The organism is Streptomyces sp. NPDC051578, assembly GCF_044454045.1.
Lineage (GTDB): Bacteria > Actinomycetota > Actinomycetes > Streptomycetales > Streptomycetaceae > Streptomyces.
In genome coordinates this window covers 596186-613599 of sequence record NZ_JBITDH010000003.1, presented here as the reverse complement: position 1 = coordinate 613599, position 17414 = coordinate 596186, and the positions used below count along the sequence as shown (strand labels likewise).

The 17414-nt window shown below is 72.9% G+C and carries 18 protein-coding genes; 6 read left to right on the top strand and 12 right to left on the bottom strand.

Features of this window, described 5'->3' with window-relative positions; genetic code table 11:
• The first annotated feature begins 224 nt into the window (after nucleotides 1-224).
• Nucleotides 225-1250: a glutathione S-transferase family protein gene (locus ACIA6C_RS19015; protein WP_399277248.1), complete on the top strand. Its 1026-nt coding sequence runs from the start codon at nucleotides 225-227 to the stop codon at nucleotides 1248-1250.
• A 54-nt stretch (nucleotides 1251-1304) separates the two neighbouring features.
• Here the strand turns inward: ACIA6C_RS19015 and ACIA6C_RS19010 are convergent, their stop codons facing one another.
• The 5 genes from ACIA6C_RS19010 to ACIA6C_RS18990 all read right to left on the bottom strand — a co-directional run bounded on the left by ACIA6C_RS19010 (nucleotide 1305) and on the right by ACIA6C_RS18990 (nucleotide 7160).
• On the bottom strand, nucleotides 1305-2051 hold the full coding sequence (locus tag ACIA6C_RS19010; RefSeq protein ID WP_399277324.1) for an alpha/beta fold hydrolase: 747 nt from the start codon (nucleotides 2049-2051) through the stop codon (nucleotides 1305-1307).
• Nucleotides 2052-2213: 162 nt separating this feature from the next.
• Nucleotides 2214-3242: a DUF5914 domain-containing protein gene (locus tag ACIA6C_RS19005; RefSeq protein WP_399277246.1), complete on the bottom strand. Its 1029-nt coding sequence runs from the start codon at nucleotides 3240-3242 to the stop codon at nucleotides 2214-2216.
• Entirely contained in the window at nucleotides 3239-4315 is a 1077-nt protein-coding gene (locus ACIA6C_RS19000; protein ID WP_399277244.1) for a phytoene/squalene synthase family protein, read from the bottom strand. Before ACIA6C_RS19000 ends, ACIA6C_RS19005 begins: the two co-directional genes overlap by 4 nt.
• On the bottom strand, nucleotides 4312-5832 hold the full coding sequence (locus ACIA6C_RS18995; protein WP_399277242.1) for a phytoene desaturase: 1521 nt from the start codon (nucleotides 5830-5832) through the stop codon (nucleotides 4312-4314). Before ACIA6C_RS18995 ends, ACIA6C_RS19000 begins: the two co-directional genes overlap by 4 nt.
• On the bottom strand, nucleotides 5829-7160 hold the full coding sequence (locus tag ACIA6C_RS18990) for a polyprenyl synthetase family protein (protein ID WP_399277240.1): 1332 nt from the start codon (nucleotides 7158-7160) through the stop codon (nucleotides 5829-5831). The genes ACIA6C_RS18995 and ACIA6C_RS18990 overlap by 4 nt, the downstream gene beginning before the upstream one ends.
• Nucleotides 7161-7378: 218 nt before the next feature.
• Between ACIA6C_RS18990 and ACIA6C_RS18985 the strand changes: the two genes are divergently transcribed.
• From ACIA6C_RS18985 to ACIA6C_RS18975, 3 genes are read left to right on the top strand one after another with little or no spacing between them, the layout of a single operon-like run.
• Complete coding sequence (locus tag ACIA6C_RS18985) at nucleotides 7379-8581, top strand: lycopene cyclase family protein (protein WP_399277238.1); 1203 nt, start codon at nucleotides 7379-7381, stop codon at nucleotides 8579-8581.
• A gap of 33 nt (nucleotides 8582-8614) precedes the next feature.
• Nucleotides 8615-9334, top strand: a complete 720-nt coding sequence (locus tag ACIA6C_RS18980) for a class I SAM-dependent methyltransferase (protein ID WP_399277236.1) — start codon at nucleotides 8615-8617, stop codon at nucleotides 9332-9334.
• Nucleotides 9331-10887 (top strand): FAD-dependent oxidoreductase, encoded by a 1557-nt coding sequence (locus tag ACIA6C_RS18975; RefSeq protein WP_399277234.1) that lies wholly within the window; start codon nucleotides 9331-9333, stop codon nucleotides 10885-10887. The genes ACIA6C_RS18980 and ACIA6C_RS18975 overlap by 4 nt, the downstream gene beginning before the upstream one ends.
• Here ACIA6C_RS18975 and ACIA6C_RS18970 read toward each other — a convergent pair.
• The 4 genes from ACIA6C_RS18970 to ACIA6C_RS18955 all read right to left on the bottom strand — a co-directional run bounded on the left by ACIA6C_RS18970 (nucleotide 10876) and on the right by ACIA6C_RS18955 (nucleotide 13395).
• Complete coding sequence (locus ACIA6C_RS18970; protein WP_399277232.1) at nucleotides 10876-11007, bottom strand: hypothetical protein; 132 nt, start codon at nucleotides 11005-11007, stop codon at nucleotides 10876-10878. The genes ACIA6C_RS18975 and ACIA6C_RS18970 overlap by 12 nt on opposite strands.
• Complete coding sequence (locus ACIA6C_RS18965; protein ID WP_399277230.1) at nucleotides 11004-11597, bottom strand: DinB family protein; 594 nt, start codon at nucleotides 11595-11597, stop codon at nucleotides 11004-11006. Before ACIA6C_RS18965 ends, ACIA6C_RS18970 begins: the two co-directional genes overlap by 4 nt.
• Before the next feature lie 94 nt (nucleotides 11598-11691).
• Nucleotides 11692-12345, bottom strand: coding sequence for a DUF1326 domain-containing protein (locus ACIA6C_RS18960; protein ID WP_399277228.1), 654 nt, complete (start codon nucleotides 12343-12345; stop codon nucleotides 11692-11694).
• Nucleotides 12346-12558: 213 nt separating this feature from the next.
• Complete coding sequence (locus ACIA6C_RS18955) at nucleotides 12559-13395, bottom strand: DUF2182 domain-containing protein (protein WP_399277226.1); 837 nt, start codon at nucleotides 13393-13395, stop codon at nucleotides 12559-12561.
• A gap of 316 nt (nucleotides 13396-13711) precedes the next feature.
• Between ACIA6C_RS18955 and ACIA6C_RS18950 the strand changes: the two genes are divergently transcribed.
• The gene (locus tag ACIA6C_RS18950; protein ID WP_399277224.1) at nucleotides 13712-14056 is read left to right on the top strand and encodes a CU044_2847 family protein; all 345 of its coding nucleotides are present in this window, start codon (nucleotides 13712-13714) and stop codon (nucleotides 14054-14056) included.
• Nucleotides 14057-14310: 254 nt separating this feature from the next.
• On the opposite strand, the gene ACIA6C_RS18945 is transcribed toward ACIA6C_RS18950, so the two are convergent.
• From ACIA6C_RS18945 to ACIA6C_RS18935, 3 genes are all read right to left on the bottom strand, one after another.
• A complete protein-coding gene (locus tag ACIA6C_RS18945; protein WP_399277222.1) occupies nucleotides 14311-14661 on the bottom strand; it encodes a VOC family protein in 351 nt (116 codons plus the stop codon).
• A 564-nt stretch (nucleotides 14662-15225) separates the two neighbouring features.
• Entirely contained in the window at nucleotides 15226-15696 is a 471-nt protein-coding gene (locus ACIA6C_RS18940) for a DUF1772 domain-containing protein (protein ID WP_399277220.1), read from the bottom strand.
• Nucleotides 15697-15701: 5 nt separating this feature from the next.
• Complete coding sequence (locus ACIA6C_RS18935; RefSeq protein ID WP_399277218.1) at nucleotides 15702-16355, bottom strand: maleylpyruvate isomerase family mycothiol-dependent enzyme; 654 nt, start codon at nucleotides 16353-16355, stop codon at nucleotides 15702-15704.
• Between the two features lie 71 nt (nucleotides 16356-16426).
• Between ACIA6C_RS18935 and ACIA6C_RS18930 the strand changes: the two genes are divergently transcribed.
• Nucleotides 16427-17350 (top strand): LysR family transcriptional regulator, encoded by a 924-nt coding sequence (locus ACIA6C_RS18930; RefSeq protein ID WP_399277216.1) that lies wholly within the window; start codon nucleotides 16427-16429, stop codon nucleotides 17348-17350.
• Nucleotides 17351-17414 lie beyond the last annotated feature (64 nt).

Genomic DNA, 17414 nt, shown 5'->3' with positions numbered 1-17414 from the left:
CCTCCCTCGTGCCGCCGTTCCGCTTCTGGTCGCCACCTCCGGATTCAGTCTCCCCCTCCGAGCGATCGCCGGGCAACGCGGCGGCGACAGCCGAGGCCTGCGAGGAGACCGGCGGAGCCCCGGTCAGGAAGACGGAGGTCAGGACGACGGAGGTCCGGACGAGGAGCGGCAGAGCCGCGCTGGAGCGGCTGCTCGAACGCGCGGTTTCTGGGTAGGGCCCCGGGATGAGCTCTGTAAACCCCGGTAAGGGGTACTCCCGCGACAGCCGTTACATCACCACCCGGATCACCGCCGACGGACAGGACGGTTTCCCCGTGGAGCCCGGCCGCTACCGTCTCGTGGTGAGCCTGGCCTGCCCCTGGGCCCACCGCGCGGTGATCGTGCGACGGCTCCTCGGACTGGAGTTGGCCCTGCCCATGGCCGTCGCCGGTCCCACGCACGACTCCCGCAGCTGGACCTTCGACCTCGACCCCGGCGGCCGGGACCCGGTCCTCGGCATCGAGCGCCTCCAGGAGGCGTACTTCGCCCGCGACCCCGGCTACGACCGGGGCATCACCGTGCCCGCCATCGTGGACGTGACGACCGGCGAGGTGGTGACCAACGACTACGCGCAGATGACCCTCGACATGTCGCTGGAGTGGACCGCCCACCACCGGGCCGGGGCGCCCGCGCTCTACCCGCCCGACCTGCGAGCGGAGATCGACGCGGTGAACGAGGAGGTCTACACCGACATCAACAACGGTGTGTACCGCACCGGGTTCGCCGGTTCCCAGGAGGCGTACGCCGAGGCGTACGAGCGTCTCTTCACCCGCCTCGACCTGCTCTCCGAGCGGCTGGAGCGCTCGCGTTACCTCGTGGGCGACACCATCACCGAAGCGGACATACGGCTGTTCACCACGCTCGTCCGTTTCGACGCCGTCTACCACGGTCACTTCAAGTGCAACCGGCAGAAGCTCTCGGAGATGCCGGTGCTCTGGGAGTACATGCGGGACCTGTTCCAGACGCCCGGCTTCGGCGACACGGTCGACTTCGACCACATCAAGAAGCACTTCTACCTCGTGCACAGCCACATCAACCCGTCCGGGCTGGTTCCCCTCGGCCCCGACCCGTCGGGCTGGCTCGAACCGCACGGTCGCGCCGCGCTGGGCGGCCGTCCGTTCGGCGACGGCACCCCGCCCGGGCCGCCCTCCGCCACGGAGACGCTCCCGTCCTCCCGGCTTGCCCCGGCGCGGGCCGCTTCGCACGCCTGAGAACGGCCCGGCGGCGGGCGTGAGCCGGTTCGGCCGGTCCCGGCCTCCCCCGGCTCATGTCCGCCGACCGCGGTCGTCGAGCGCCGCCGCGGTGGCGCGTACGAAGGCTTGCGGATTGTCCAGCATGATGTTGTGCCCGCAGTCCGGGACCCGTACCACGCAGACCCCGGCTTCGGTGAGTGCGTCGGTGCCCGGGAGCGGGCCGTCGGCCTCAGGCAGCAGGAAGGTGCGGGGTATCTCCAGCTCCAGCAGGAGTTCGCGCATCGTGGGAACGGTCCCGCGGACGAGATGAGTGGCGCTGCGGTGCAGGGCTTCCCGGCCGGCGAGGCGCATGGTCGACCACCAGTGGGCGCCGACTCGGTCGCGGACCTCTTTCCAGCCGCCCGCCAGGAACTCCTGTTCGGAGTACGCGGCGATGCCGCTGCTGCCACCGGAGCCGGGTGTCCGGGGCAGCGGGTCGAGGTTGGCGTCGACCAGGACCAGACGGGACACCAGGTGCGGGTGGCGGGCGGCCAGGACGATGGCCACAGAGCCGCCCATGCTGTGCGCGATCAGTTCGGCACCGCTGACGCCGGCGGAAACCAGGGCCGCGGCGAGGGCGTCGGCATGTGATTCCAGGGTGTAGTCGAACCCGGTCGGCCGGTCGCTGATCCCGTGCCCGAGCAAGTCGATCAGCAGCGAACGGCGGCCGCCCAGCAGCGGGTGGACCGCGACCTCGCCGAAGTAGGCCGGCGAAGTCGCCCCCAGACCGTGTACGTAGACGCGGGACGGCTCCTCGCCCGGCAGCTCCACCCAGCGCATCTGGTCACCGTCGGCCGTCACTGTGGTGGTGCGCACGGTCTGCTCCTCTGTCGTCAAGATCGATCCGAGACGAGGGTAGCCACCGGAGGTGACACTCCACGACCGGCCCTGGGCGCCGGATCTCGTCACCGAACACGCGCCCCGTGTGCGTCGGCTACACCGTCACCCCGGGAACCGGCCTGCCGAACGCAGCTGCCAGCGCCGTTCGGCGTAGGCCAGGTCGTCCCGCCACAGCCGGGCCGCCGCGGTGCGCATCACCGGGCGCAGGAGCGGGGCGGCCCGGCGTACGAAGGCGAATCCCGGGCGGTCGGAGGTCGCCACCACCACCTCGGTCACCGCGGTGCGCGGGCGACCCCGCTCGTCCGGCCCGAGCGGGGTGGCATGGGTCTCCACCACGGAGCCCGCACCTTGCCCCTCCGTGATGCGCATGACCACGGTGCGCGGCTCGGGTGCGGTGAAGACCGCCCGCACCGGCACCACCAGACGCCCGGCCACCTTGAAGGAGACGTCGACGGTGAACCGGTCGTCGTCCCTGAACCGGTCGTCGGGGCTCACCTCGCCGGGCGAGCCGACCACCGTCAGGTCGACGAACGAGTACGGGTGGAACCACGCCCCGTGCCACGGATCCAGACGATTGGCGACGACGTCCTCGGGTTCGCACACCCCGGTGCCCTCGTACACGGCGGTCACCCCCCGCGTACCGGCCGGGCGGACCGGTACGACGGGGGTGGCCAAGGGCTCCTCCCCGCCGACCTCGTCGAGCCGCGCCCACACGAGGACGCCGTCGTCCAAGGCCGGCAACGGTTCCCAGCCCGCGAACGGGGTGCCGTCGAGCGCCAGTCCGTGCCAGTGGCACACGAGCGTTCCGCAGCGGACAGGGCTGTCCGCCAGGGGCGCCCCGAGGTGCGGGCAGACACCAGGCCCGGCCAGCAGCCGTCCGTCGGCGCCGCGCCAGACGACCACCTCGCGGCCCGCGACCGTACGGGCCAGGGGACGGTCTTCGCGCAGTGCGGCGGAGGCCCCCACGACGAACCAGTTCCCGGACGGTCTGGCCTGGGCCCGCTTCAACGCCTGCGCGATGAGGCCCGGCTTGGCGTCGCGCCAGGTGGGCCGCTGCCGGTCCCACGGCACGGGCTTGCGGCGCAGCGAGAGGAGCGGGCGGGCGCGCCGTGCGAACGGTTGGGGGCTCATGCGCTCTCCTCGGTGACCGGTCGGGCGGTGCCGGCGGGCGTCGGCTGGTACGGCGGCTGCGGGTGGGGCGGTCGCGGGGGCAGGTGCGGGGCCGGGTGCGGCCTCAGGTGTACGGGCCCGGGCGCCGTCGCGGACCGGATCCGGTGGCGCACCCTGGCCCCGGCCACGCTGACCAGCCCCCGCGCCGCCACCGTCGCACGCTCCCGGCGCGGCACCACGGCACGCCGGTGCAGTACGGGATAACCGTTCCGGGCGACGGCGTCGAGGATGCTCCCGTACAGGAGGAACGCCGTTCGGATGCAGGGCCGGGACACCGGATCGAGCATGGCGAGACCGGGCTCCGCCTCCCGGTAGGCGCGGCGGGTGAGCGCCTCGAACTCCCGCAGGGCGGCGAGGACACGGCGGTCCTGGCGGCCCGTGTCACGGCACCGGCGCAACAGCTCCCGGTCGACGCCGTGCCCGGCCAGCAGGTCGGCCGGCAAGTACACTCTCCCCCGGTCCAGGTCCTCACCGACGTCGCGCAGGAAGTTGGTCAGCTGGAAGGCCACACCGAGGGCCGCCGCATGCGGCTCGGCCTCCTCGCGCGGCACCACCGTGCCCAGCACCGGCAGCATCTGCAGGCCGATCACGGCGGCCGAGCCGTGCATGTAGGCGCGCAGGTCGGCGTAGCTGACGTAGTCGGACACCACCAGGTCGGACCTCATCGCGGCCATGAAGTCCCGGAAGTGGCTGTGCTTGATGGCGTAACGGCGCGCGGTGTCGGCGAGGGCCAGCACCACCGGTTCGTCGCTGCCCCCTTCCCGCAGTCCGCTGTCCATACGCCGCTGGAGCGCCGCGAGATGCTCGCCGCGACGGCCGTCGACCGCCCGATGGTCCAGCGAGTCGACGATGTCATCCGCCCATCGGGCGAACCCGTACAGCGCGTGCACGGCCGGCCTGCGTTCGGCCGGGAGCAGGCGGGTGGCCAGAAAGTATGTCTTCCCGTGCGCCGCGTTGAGCTCACGGCACCGGCCGTATGCCGCTCGCAGCGCCGGGTCGGTGATGCCCGCGGCGTCCAGTTCGCGTCCGGTCATCGGGCTGCCCCCTCGGTTCGGGCGGAAAGACGCCGGCCGGCCCCCGTGATGCGGGCGGCCGCCAGCTTCCCCGACACCAGGGCGGTCGGCACGCCCACGCCGGGTGTGGTGCCGCAGCCGGCCAGAACGGCGTTCTTGGTGCCCCGCACCAGGTTGCGGGGCCGGAACGGCCCCGTCTGCAGGAAGGTGTGGGCCGCCGAGAAGGGGGTGCCCGCCGCATGCCCTTGCCGCAGCCAGTCGGCCGGGGTGACCAGGGACTCGTCCTCGATGGCCGCCTCGATGCCGACGAGGCCCCGGCGTTCCAGCTCGCGCAGGAGAGCGGACCGGTAGCGCGGGCCGATATCGCCCCAGGCGGCGGCGTTCGGGCCGATCTCGGTGTTGGGACAGGGAGCGAGGATGTAGTGCAGATGGCGGCCCGGCGGGGCGAGAGCGGGGTCGGTGGCCGTCGGTCGGGTGATGAGCAGCGACGGATCGCTCATCAGCCTCCCCCGGCGGGTGAGCTCGTCGAACGTGGTCCGCCAGGCGGCGCCGAACGAGATCGTGTGATGGGCCAGTTGCGGCCAGGTGCGGTTCGTTCCGGCGTGCAGCACGACGGCGGAGGGGGAATGCCGCAGCCGCAACGGGCGGCGGGGGCGCCGGCCGATGAGCCGGTAGGCGACCGGCAGGTCCGGCGTGAGGACGACCGCGTCGCAGGGGATGCGCTCCTTCGCGGTGACGACGGCGGTGACCCGCTCGCCCGACCGTTCCAGCCGGGTCACCCGTTCGCCGAACCGCAGCTCCGCGCCGGCGTCGGCGGCGGCGTCCGCCATGCCCTGCGGCAGGGCGTGCATGCCGCCGCGGGGGAAGTACACCCCGGCCACCGTGTCCATGTAGGCGATGACGGCGTAGGCGGCGAGGGCACGGGCCGGCGGCACACCCGCATACAGGGCCTGGAAGGAGAAGACCCGCTGCAACCGCTCGTCCTTGAGGAAGCCGGCGATGCTCCGGTCCAGCCGCCCGAAGCCGCCGAGCGCCGCCAGCCGGGCGAGGTCACGGGTCAGCAGGTCGAGGGGAGAGTCGAAGTTCGCGTCGATGAAATTCCGCATCTGGGCCCGGTAGAGGCGCTGCAGCCAGGCACGCAGCCGCCGGTAGCCCGCCGCCTCGGCCGGCCCGGCGAACCGCTCGACCTCTGCGGCCATCGCCTCGGCGTCGGTGTGCACGTCCAGCGTGCTGCCGTCCGCGAAGGACGCCCGGTACGCCGGGTGCAGTGGGACCAGGTCCACCCGCCGGTGCAGACTGTCGCCGACCGCGGCGAAGGCCTCGTCGGCGAGATCGGGCATGGTCAGCACGGTCGGTCCGGTGTCGATCCGGTAGCCGTTCACATGCAGGCGTCCCGCCCGTCCGCCGGGCAGGTCGTCCCGTTCGACGACGGTGACCCGGCGCCCGGCGCCCAGCAGGTGGAGAGCCGCCGACAGGCCGGCCAGCCCCGCCCCGACGACCACCACGTGATCCGTACGGCCCGGCAGTGTGCGGGTCATCGTCCGGCCTCCGGCGTTCCGGGGCCGACCGGCGCGGCAGCGGGCGCCGGATGAGCGCGCGGGGGCGGGCTGTCCGCTGCGCGGGAACCCGTCGCCGCGGTCAGCAGGCCGCGCAGGCGGCGTTGGGGGCCCGCGTCGAGGCGGGCGCCGTCGAAGTGGCGCAGTCCCTGAGCCGACAGGCGGTCGATCTGCGCCTCGACCGCTGCCCGGGCGCCGGTACGCACGAGGACCTCCCGCACCTCGTCGAGTCCGTCCGGAGTCGCGTCCTCGCCGTCGAGTGCACGTCGGAGCACCTCCAGGGCGGGCCGGTCGCCCTTCGCCTCGGCGCGCACCACCGCAAGGGCGACCAGGCAGGTCGGCTTCCCCTCCCGGATGTCCCCGCCGCAGCTCTTGCCGGTGCTCCCGGGGTCACCGAAGACGTCGTCGAGGTCGTCGCGCAGCTGGAAGGCCATGCCCACACGGCGCCCCGCCGCGCCCAGCGCCCGCATCGTGCGGCCGTCCGCGCCCGCCAGCGCCGCGCCCAGTACGAGGGGGCGCCCGACCGAGTACAGCGCGCTCTTGAGGCAGGCGGCGCGCAGCGCGTGCGACAGCGAGCGCGACGCGGTCAGTTGGCCCTGGAGGTCGAGGAACTGACCCGCCACCATCTCCATGCGCATGTCGCTCCACAGCCGGCGAACCACCGTCGCCTTCCACGGGTCGAGCGCCGAGTCGGCCACCACGTCGTCCGCCCACGCGAGCGCCAGGTCCCCGGCCAGAACCGCGGCCGCCTCCCCGAAGCGGGTGACGCGGTCCGGCGACGCGACACCGCTGTACCGGTCGCGTACCTCCGCGTGCATCGCGGGACGGCCGCGCCGCAGCGTCGCGCCGTCCATCATGTCGTCGTGGACCAGCGCGCAGGTCTGGAGCAGTTCGAGAGCCGCCCCGATGCTGAGGGCCGCCGTGGCCGTCGACTCGTCGCCCCCGCCGCAGGCGCGCATCGACCACCACAGGAGCTGCGAGCGGGTGCGCTTGCCGCCGTCCTGCGTGAAGCGGGCGACACGCCCGGCCAGTTCGCGGGCGAACAAGCCGTCCAGGACGCCGGCCCGGCTGAGCCGGTCGGCGAGCAGCCGGTCCAGTACGTGCCCCACCGCGGCGGGCACGTCCGCGTCTACGGTGTCGGGCTCGAACGCCGCGGTGACGGCGCCTTGCGGCACTCTCGCGCCGTGCGCCGCGGGAGCTACCGTCCGGCCCGGCCGCCCCTGCCGCGGCGAGGACCCCGAGGGGGCCTCCAGGCGGGGGACGGGCGGCGGCGTTGCCGCGAGGTGGTCCTTCGCCTGGGTGGGGCGCATCCCGGTTCCTTTCCTCGGTCTCGATCGCTCCTCACGGGTTTTCGGTCCCTTCCCGCGATACGGATGCGGTTCGGAGCGCCTAGGCCGAACGCGCGGGATTGTCACCGCGCGGGCGCACCCGCCCAGGTGACCGCGCCCGGTGATGCATCCGATTCCGCACGGATGCGGGAATCCTGGGCGTCGCGCGCACGCAGGCGACGGGATGGGAGGGAGCCGCCGTGCTGGAGGCGGACGTGGTGGTGATCGGTGCGGGGGCCGCCGGGCTGTCCCTGGCCCATCGCCTGAGCGGACACATGCCCGGAGCGCGGACCCCGTCGGTGCTCCTCGTCGACGCTCCGCCCGGTCCGCTGCGGCCCGGCCCGCGTACCTGGTGCTTCTGGGAGTCCGGCCGCGGCCGCTTCGACGCCGCGGTGCGAGCGCACTGGCGTCACCTGCGGGTACGACCGCCCGCCGGAGACGCGATCGAGGGGGACATCGCGCCGCTGCGGTACAAGATGATCCGTTCCGACGACTTCGAGTCCATGGTCGCTCGGGACCTCGCGCGCAGCCCCAACGTGCGGCGCCTGGAAGCGACCGCGGACGCCGTGGAGGGGACTCCCGCCGGGGCACGCGTGCTGATGACCTGGCCCGATGGCAGCGCCCACGTCCTGCAGGCCCGCTGGGTGTTCGATTCGCGTCCCCTCGCCGGTCTCCCCCCTGCCCGCACCACCCTTCTGCAGCACTTCCACGGCTGGTTCGTACGAACCGCCCGGCCCGCCTTCGACCGTGGTACCGCCGAACTGATGGACTTCCGCACCCCGCAGCCCGCCCACGGGCTCTCCTTCGGCTACGTCCTGCCCACCGGCTCCTGCGAAGCCCTCGTGGAGTACACCGAGTTCTCCCGCCGCCCCTTGACGGCGAGCGGCTACGAAGCGGCGCTGCGGCACTACGCCGAAGACGTGCTGCGCCTGGGCGAGCTGGACGTCGTCGCGACGGAGACCGGAGTGATCCCCATGACGGACGCTCCCATGCCTCGGCGGGTCGGCGCGTCGGTGTTCCGGATCGGTGCCGCGGGTGGTGCGACGCGCCCGGCCACCGGATACACCTTCGCCGGACTCCAGCGCCAGACGCAGGCGGTCGCCGCCGCGCTGCGGCAGGGGCGCCGACCGGTACCGCCGGCCGCCCACTCCGCGCGGGCCCGCACCATGGACTCGGTGCTCCTGCGCGCCCTGGACAGCGGCCGGGTCGACGGCCCCGCTCTGTTCTCGCGGCTGTTCACCCGCGTCCCGGCGGTCCGGCTGCTGCGCTTCCTCGACGGGCGCACGAACCTGGTCGAGGACCTGTGCGTCGGCCGTCACGCCCCGGTCGGCCCCATGCTGCGTACCGCCGTCGAGCTGCCCGCACTGCCGCGCCGTCCCTTCGGCTGCCCTCCCTCCGACTGACTCCCCCGTTCCGCACCCGTCCCTGGAGACCGCATGACCCTGCTGCGCGACGAGAACCTCGCCGCCGCGTTCGACCACGCGTCCCGCAGTTACGACGTGCTGGCGGCCGCCAATCCCGGCTACCACGCGCATCTTCGGCGCTCGGTGCGCCGCCTCGGCCTGCCCGGACGCGGAGAGGGACTGCGCGTGCTGGACCTCGGCTGCGGCACCGGAGCGTCCACGGCCGCCATCCGGTCCGTCCTCCCGGCCGCCGGCATCACGGCCGTCGACGCCTCGGCCGGCATGCTGGGCCGGGCCGCCGCCAAGCCGTGGGCGGACGGCGTGCGATTCGTCCACACGCCGGCCGAGCAGTTGCCGGAGGCGGGAGTGACGGGGCCGTTCGACGCGGTGTTCGCCGCCTACCTCTTGCGCAACGTGTCCGATCCCGACGCCGTACTGGGCGCGGTCCGCGCCGTACTGCGACCCGGGGGACGCCTCGGGGTCCACGAATACGCGCTCAGCGGGCGCCGCGCCGACCGGGCGGTGTGGACGCTGGTGTGCCGGGGCATCGTCCAGCCCGCCGCGACCGTGCTGGGGGACGGGCCGCTGTACCGCCACCTGTGGCGCAGCGTCGTCGGCTTCGACACGGCCGGCCGGTTCGCGGAACGGATCCGCGAAGCCGGCTTCGACCGGGTCCGGGCCCTGCCCCTGCCGGGCTGGCAGACCGGCATCACCCACACCTTCGTGGGCTCGCGCGGGGCAGGCCGTCGATGAGCGGCCCGGCGCTCCTGCGGCCTGCCGCGCGCCGCGGCCGAGACCGGCGGGCGCGCGTCCTGCCGGCGCACCCCGGAGCCCGTCGCGCAGACGCCCACCCCACGGTGGCGGTGGTCGGCGCCGGGATCGCCGGACTCGCCGCCGCCACCGCGCTGGCCGAGCGGGGCGTGGCGGTGACCCTGTACGAGCGCGAGAGCTACGTCGGGGGCCGCGTGGGCGGCTGGCCGACCCGGCTGCGCGACGGCAGCAACGTGACGATGAGCCGTGGCTTCCACGCCTTCTTCCGGCAGTACTACAACCTGCGGGGCCTGCTGCGCCGTACTGATCCCGGCCTCGCCCGGCTGGACGGACTGCCGGACTATCCGCTGCTGCACGCGCAGGGGCTGCGTGACAGCTTCCGGCACGTCCCGCGCACTCCGCCGTGGAGCGCACTGGGCTTCGTAGCGCTGAGCTCCTCCTTCCGGCTGCGGGACCTGCGCGCCATGGACCCGGTCGCGGCCCTTCCACTGCTCGACGTCCGCGTACCCGGCGTGTACCACCGTCTCGACGGCCTCAGCGCCCACGACTTCCTGGAGGCAGTCCGCTTCCCGGACAGCGCCCGCCACCTGGCCTTCGAGGTGTTCTCCCGGAGCTTCTTCGCCGACCCGCGGCAGCTGTCGGCGGCCGAGATGGCCCTGATGTTCCACATCTACTTCCTCGGCTCCGCCGAGGGCCTGCTGTTCGACGTGCCCCGCTCGCCCTTCCCGACGGCGCTGTGGGACCCCTTGGTCGGATACCTGCGGCGACACGGCGCAGAGGTGCGCACCGGCAGTCCCGTCCGGCACGTCGCGCCCGCCCGGGACGGCGGGTTCGAGGTCGCCGGAGATACCGACGAGCGCCGGCACGACGCCGTGGTGCTCGCCCTGGACGCCGCCGCCCTGCGGGACCTGGTGGGCCGCTCGGAGCGGCTGGGCGAGCCCGCCTGGCGGGAGCGCGTCGCGCGCCTGCGGACCGCCCCGCCCTTCCTGGTCAGCCGACTGTGGCTGGACCTGCCCGTCGCCCCCGACCGTCCCGGCTTCCTCGGCACCAGCGGCTTCGGCGGCCTCGACAACATCAGTGTGCTGGACCGCTGGGAGGACGAGGCGGCCCACTGGGCGGCACGCACCGGAGGGTCTGTCGTGGAACTGCATGCCTACGCCGTAGAACCCGGCGCGCCGCGCCCCGCCGAGGAGCGGCGCCTCGTCGAGCAGCTCCACCGCGTGTACCCGGAGACCCGCGCCGCCACGGTCGTCGACGTCCGCCACGAATGGCGGGAGGACTGCCCGCTGTTCCCCGTGGGGGGATACGCCGACCGCCCCACCGTCCGCACCTGCGATCCCGGCCTGGTGGTGGCCGGCGACGTCGTGCGCACCGACCTGCCCGTCGCGCTGATGGAACGGGCGGCCACGACCGGCTTCCTCGCCGCGAACGCCCTGCTGGAAGGATGGGGCGTACGCGGGCAAACCCTGTGGACGGTGCCGGACCGCGGTCGTAGCGCCGTACTGCGGAAGGCGGCTGCCTGGTCAGAGCGTTGAGGAGACGGGCGGCTCTGCGGGGCGGCGCAGCGGGGCGGCGCAGCGGGGCGGCGCAGCGGGGCGGCGCAGCGGCATCAGCGGGGGCGTCGTCCCGACGAGGGAGTCGCCTGTTGACTTCACGCGTCCCGGTCGGCCTCCTGAGCCGCGCGCTCCAGCCGGCTGCGATGGTCCTCCCACCACGCCGGGTCGCCCGGCGGCATGCTGTCGTTGCCCATGTTCATCCCGACGGCACCGTCTATGAGTTCGCGCAGGATGTCGGCGTGTCCGGCATGCCGGTGCGTATCGGCGATCACCCGCACTACGGCATGATGCAACGTCACCTCACCCCTGTCGTCGGGCCACCACGGCACCCTGCCGGTCGCGTCCAGCGCCAGCGCGCCGATCGTCGCGTCCGAGTGCGCCCACGCCCGGCGATAGAGTTCCACGATGTACTCGCGTGTCTCGTCAGCGGTGGCCCACATGTCCGCGTTGGCCCCGGCACCGTCATCGAGCCAGGGCAGCAGCTCGCCGGACGGCCGTCCGAAGGTGTCGCCGAGGTAGCCCAGCTCCACACCGGCCACGTGTTTCACCAAGCCCAGGAGAGTGGTGCCGGTCGGCGTCAGCGGGCGGCGGATGTCGTACTCCGAAAGCCCTTCGAGCTTCCACAGCAGGGCGTCGCGGGCGGACTGCAGAGAGAAGTGGAGGTCGGCCTTGGGATCCGATTCGGTCATGGGGCCAGTCTGCCGCTCGGGCGGTCCTTGACGACCACCGCCTGCTCCCCCGCACCGCGTCGGCCGCCTGCGCCGCCCTCACGGACGCGGGCGGCTACTCCGGGCCCGTCCAGTCGAAGGTGATGTGCTTGCTGGACTGGCCCTCCCGGCTCCAGTGGAAGCCGAAGGCATCGGCGCGGTCCGCCGTCGAGCGGCCCCAGGTGGCCACCTGCCCCGGCCCGGTCTCCGAACCCGGCAGGTTGGTCGACTGGACCCGTGCGCCTTCGGGTGTCGTCGGACCGGTGAGCGCCACGGCGCTCGCTTCGACCCGGCCGGGAATCGTCGCCCTCCAGCCACCGAGGTCTTCGTCGACATCGATCCGGATGTGCGCGAAGTCCATGCCGCGCATCTCGGCGTCCAGCATGCCCACTATCTCGGCGGGCCAGCTGCCGGCCTGGCCGCCGAAGATCATCTGCAGGGCTCCGCGCTGCGCCTCGTCGGCGCGCTCGTCGAGGAATACCGCCGCGTAGGAATCGGTGTGCTCGGCCCATATGTTGCCGGCGAAAGAGGCGAGCATCAGGACGTTGAGGCCGTCCAGTGACACCTCGCCGTAGTTGCCCTCGCGTATGTGCCAGGCCAGGACTCCGTCGCATTCACCGTAGGTGGGCAGCTGGGCGAAGGAGCACGGGCAGGGGATGTTGCACCTGCACGTGTCGAACCAGTCGCCGGCCGCATGCCATCTCGGGACAGTCGCTGTCGTCTCGGACATCTCATCGCCTCCGCATGGGCCCACCCCGGGCACAGGGAGCACGTGGTCGCCACTTCCCCGGCGCACATCGGTACACGCACTCGGCGGCACGGGTCATCAGTTCCATCCTCCCGCTTCCGCCGCCGCGGGGGAAGCGGAGAGGGCCGGGACGAGGAGAGCGGTACGACCACACGCCCGCCGGCGGCGGCGAGGGGGCCGCCCCGGCGCCGGTGCTCAGAGCAGGCCCGTCATCCGGCTCATCTCCTCCATCGGGGGAGCGTTCTCGAGGCCGGGCAGCAGCCAGTCCTGGAACGGAGCGAGAGCCGCCATCACGAGCAAGGCGATTCCGACCACCCAGGTCAGCCAGGGGCCGCGCCGCCACAGCTTCTCCAGGAAGATCACCGCCGCTACGCCCGCCATGGCCGCCACGTTCATCAGGCCGAGCGGGATCAGGACGACCATCAGCCCCCAGCAGCAGCCGACGCAGTAGAGGCCGTGGTGTGCGCCGACCCGCAGATCCTTGGCCCAGGGACGGAACCGCGAGTACCGCACCAGTTGGAACATCGGATTGCGGCAGTGTCGCAGGCAGACCCCCTTGAGCGGCCCGAACTGGTACAGCCCGGCGAGGAGGAAGGCCCCGGCTCCGATCCATCGGCCGGCGTCCGCACTGCCCTCCACCAGTCGTCCGGTCACGGCCAGGGCTCCGTAGGCGAGCAGCCCGAAGCAGGTCCAGGCCAGCAGATAGCCGCTGACGAACTCGGCGACGTGCAGTGCACGGACCGCCGGCCCCGCCGGGCGACGGCTGATCCCCCGCACCCAGGTGAGGGCGACGGGGGCCACCGACGGCAGCATCATCGCCGCCATCATGACCACCCACAGAAGGAGGAAGAGCGGGAGCGCCAGGCCCATGGTGCCCGGCTCCATCCCCATGTGGCGGGCCTGCCCGACCGTGAGCACCCACGCGAGTGCGGCGATCAGCACCATCAGCATCCATCCGGCCGCCAGATCGCGCCGGGGCAGCAGCACTCCCAGCCGGGTCGGCGCGGGCGCTTCGAGGTGGAGGTGCCACATGCCGGGCCTCCCAGAGACGCCATGGCCCGAGGACACCTCCAGCTCAGCACACAACCCCCGGGTCAGCGATGCAGCAGCTCCGCGGAGTGCGGCCGGGGGCGACCCTGCCCGGCGGCATGCTGCGGGCCTCGCTTCGAGCTACTGCCCGGACGTCCGTGCCGCGCTCGCGACCACTCCCGACCGGAGCCGCACCCGGTCGCCGTGGGGCGCTCACGCGTACGGCCGCCCCGGGATGCGGGCCGGGACCCCGCGGTGAAGCCTGGGGGCGTCCCTGAGGCGAGTCGGCTCGAAAGGCGGACCAGGCGTGGTGACACCCGTGACACGGATTCCGCTGGACGGCGGCGGCTTCGTCCTGGTCGAGGAGCCGGGCGCCCTGCACGAGGTGGGGCCGGTGAAGGCCGGGCGCATCGGCGAGGCCGTGCGGGAGCTGCCCGTGACGCTGGAAGCCGCGCTGGCGCCGGTCACCGCGGTCGCGCGCACCGCTCTGGACCAGCTGCGCAAAGCCGGTCCCGACCAGATCGCCGTCGAGTTCGGTGTCGACCTGGCGTTCGAAGCCGGAGCCGTGATCACCAAGAGCCAGGCCGGCTGCCACCTGAGGGTGACCGTGTCCTGGAACAGCCACGACCGCATCAGCCGCGCGACGGAGGCGACGGGGAGCTGATCGCGGTGGCCCCTTCGAGGCAGGGCGCCGACGGCCGCCCCCTTCAGACCTGCCTACTGCGGTGGCCCGGATCCTCGCCTCGGACGGGACGGCACGGTCCTGCCGGCCTTCCCCCGCGTCGGCGGCGGGGAACGCGTGCGGGGGGGGGAGCCCTACGGCTTCCCGACCCGTACCCCGCCGGTAGGACGGGGTGCGGCCGCCGGGACCACGGCACGGCGCAGGGCCGTGCGATGGGTGAGCCGGGCTCTGTTGGATCACAAGCCCCGGGCGACGGGGTGCAGCGGTTCGTACAGCGGGAGTTCGGCGCCGCTGGGGAGCCGGATCGCGGTCAGTCTGCCCCAGCGCTGTTCGCTGACGGGGCGGGTGATCTCCACGCCCTTGGCCCGGAACTCGCCGAGTTGGGATTCAAGGTCGTCGCACATCAGGTACAACTCGTGCCGAGGTGGGCCGTCGGTCGGGTGCACGGCCAGTTCGGACGGGGGCAGCCCGAAGATGAGCCAGCCGCCGCCCGCGTCGACGCCGGGGAAGCCGAGGACGTCACGGATGAAGGCACGGTCCGCCTCGGCGTCGTGGCTGTAGAGGATGACATGTGCACCGTTGATCATGGCTGGCCCCTGTCCCTCCGCGTGCTCACGCCCCCGTGCCCGGCATCCTGGCACGCCGGGGGCAGGGAGATCTCCCACCGGCCTCGATGACACGGTGACTGATGCGATGGTCGATGCCGCGGGAAACGACATCACCCTCGCGCCGGGACAGACGGGATACGTCAGGACCGCCCCTGCCCGGCCGGCGAACTGGCCATCAGCGGGAGCGTCCCCGGGGGCAAGCCCGGCGATTTCAGCGTCAGCACCGATTCCGCTTACTGGGACGACGGCCCGCGGGGTTGGCTCTTCAGCGGGCGCAACAACACCTCTGCGCCGCTCGATGTGTACGCCACGGCGTTCTGCACCGCTGCCTCCGTGCCGAACCTCGGCAGCGCGGACAGCAGCCCGCGCCACTCCCCTGGCCGCTGCCGGGCCCCGGAACTCTCACCCACCACTCGTCGTCTCGGGAGCAGGTCCCGCCGCACCTCGACGTCTCCGGCCGCCGGCCCGTCCATCGAAGGGCTCTGCGGCCTGCGCGGCTCTATGGCCAGGTCTCCGGTCGGGCCTCGGGACCGGGACGCAGGGTCACTGCGGCGGGGTCGGCTGTCGCCTCAGGGCGAGAGCGATGAGCAGGGCGAAGGCGATGAGGGCGGTGAGCGTGCGCAGGTCGTTGAAGAGTTCCCAGCGCCGCAGGATCTCCGCGTGATCGACGGGCGGCGAGGTGCGGGCCCATTCCTTGATCAGGCCGTTGATCGGCACGTTGCCGAACCGGGTGATCAGGAAGGAGCCGAGCGTCAGCAGACCTGCGGAGGCCGCGATCAGCCGGGCGGGGCCGTGTGCCAGGGCCGCGAGGGCGAAGGCGCTCAGTATCGACACGGCCATCGCCGCCTGCATGGTGATGCCGTTCATCTTCATCAGCTCGGCGTGGAAGGACAGTCGCATGTCGAGCGGTACCGCGTTGAAGGTGGGGACGAGATTGGCCGCGCCGTAGCCGAACGCGCCGGTGAGGAGGCCGGTGGCGAGCAGGGCGAGCCCGTGGAGGAGTCGGATGCGCATGTTCCTCACGCCTGCACGGCGGCGAAGCGGTCGCGCGGTTCGCCGTGGAGGTGTCCAGGTGGCAGCCGTCGGCCGTAGGCGAGCAGGAGCAGGTCCTGTGCCGAACCGGACAGAGGTGTTCCGGTACCGAAGGACCAGTCGAGATCGGTGGCGCGCAGTTCGATGCCGTGCAGGTCGGCTCCGAAGAACCTGAGCGTTCTGGCGTCGACGCTCTCCAGGAGGATGCGCAGGCGGTCCTCGGGAACCCTGCGGTCGAGGCCGAGCGCGACGGTGATGTCCAGGCCGTGCACCACGTCGTGGCCGAGCGCCGCCCTGATCCCGCCGACCGGAGGCTTCCAGGGATGATGCGCGTTGTCACCGAGGAATGCGGCGAGTTCGCGTGTGGAAAGGGCGGCCGCGTCCTTGTGGGCGCAGCGGTCGGTCATGCGGTGGAGACTGCCGCGCGCTCTGATCAGTTCCCGCGCCATCGTGGGGAGCGAGTACCGGAACCCCATCGTCATATGGGCCGCGACCTCTCGTACCCGCCATCCCCCGCACAGGCTGGGTGCGTCCCATTGCTCGGCCGACAAGCCGTCGAGTACGGCCGCCAGCTCCCGGCGTTCGGCCGCGATCGCGGCTCTGGTGTCAGCCGCTGCTTTCCGGTGCGTCGTGTTCCCCATGGCACCAAGGCTCTCGTTGGCACACCCACACGTCCAAGAGTCTTCATGTCTCGCAATTGGAATGATCAGTTATGGACATTCGGCAGCTGCGGTACTTCGTCACGGTCGCGGAGGAAGCCAACTTCACCCGCGCCGCAGCCCGTCTGCACCTGGCGCAGCCGGGATTGAGCGCCCAAGTCCGCCAGCTGGAAAGGGAACTCGGGCATCCGCTCCTCGACCGCTCAGGCCGGTCGGTGACCCTGACGGAGGTGGGCGCGGCGGTACTGCCGTACGCGCGGGCCGCGCTCAGCGCCGTAGAAGCGGTACGGCAGACCGCGGAGGAGTTCACCGGGCTGCTCCGTGGCCAGGTCACCCTCGGCCTCGTCGCGGGCGCGGCCGCGGCGGCCCACGAGTTCGACCTGGCCGCCGTGTTGGCCGGCTTCCACGAGGACCATCCCCGAGTCGAGATCGCCCTGACCGAGGACACCTCGGAGCGCATGCTCACCGCACTGCATCGCGGGGAACTCGACATCGCCGTGATCGGACTCGCGGACGACGAGCCGCCACGGGGCGTCTGCGTCCAAGTCCTGGTGGACGAACCCCTGATGGCAGCCGTCGCCCCCGACGACCCGGCCCTCAACCCCCCGGACCGCACGAGCATTGCGTTGGCGGAGCTCCGCGAGCGTCCACTGATCAGCCTGCCGCGTGGCACAGGTCTGCGCGGGGTCCTGGACCGTGCCTGCGCACAAGCGGGGTTCCGGCCCCGCATCGCCTTCGAAGCGGCCGCTCCGCTGTTCCTCGCACAGCTCGCCGCCCGCGGTCTCGGCGTGGCGGTGATTCCGGCCCTGCCCGCCGGAGCGGCGGAGGCCCACGGACTGCGGACACTGGAGATCACCGAGCCTCGGCTACGCGGTCGGGTCGCCCTGGCCTGGCGAACGGACGGCCCCTCCAGCCCCGCGGCCACCGTCCTCCTGGACCTGCTGCGGACCACCCTCACCACGCCGGGAACCGACTGACCGGACAGGCCGCCAGCTCCGTACCGGTACACCGGGCCGGCAGGTGATCGACGGGTGGTCCGGC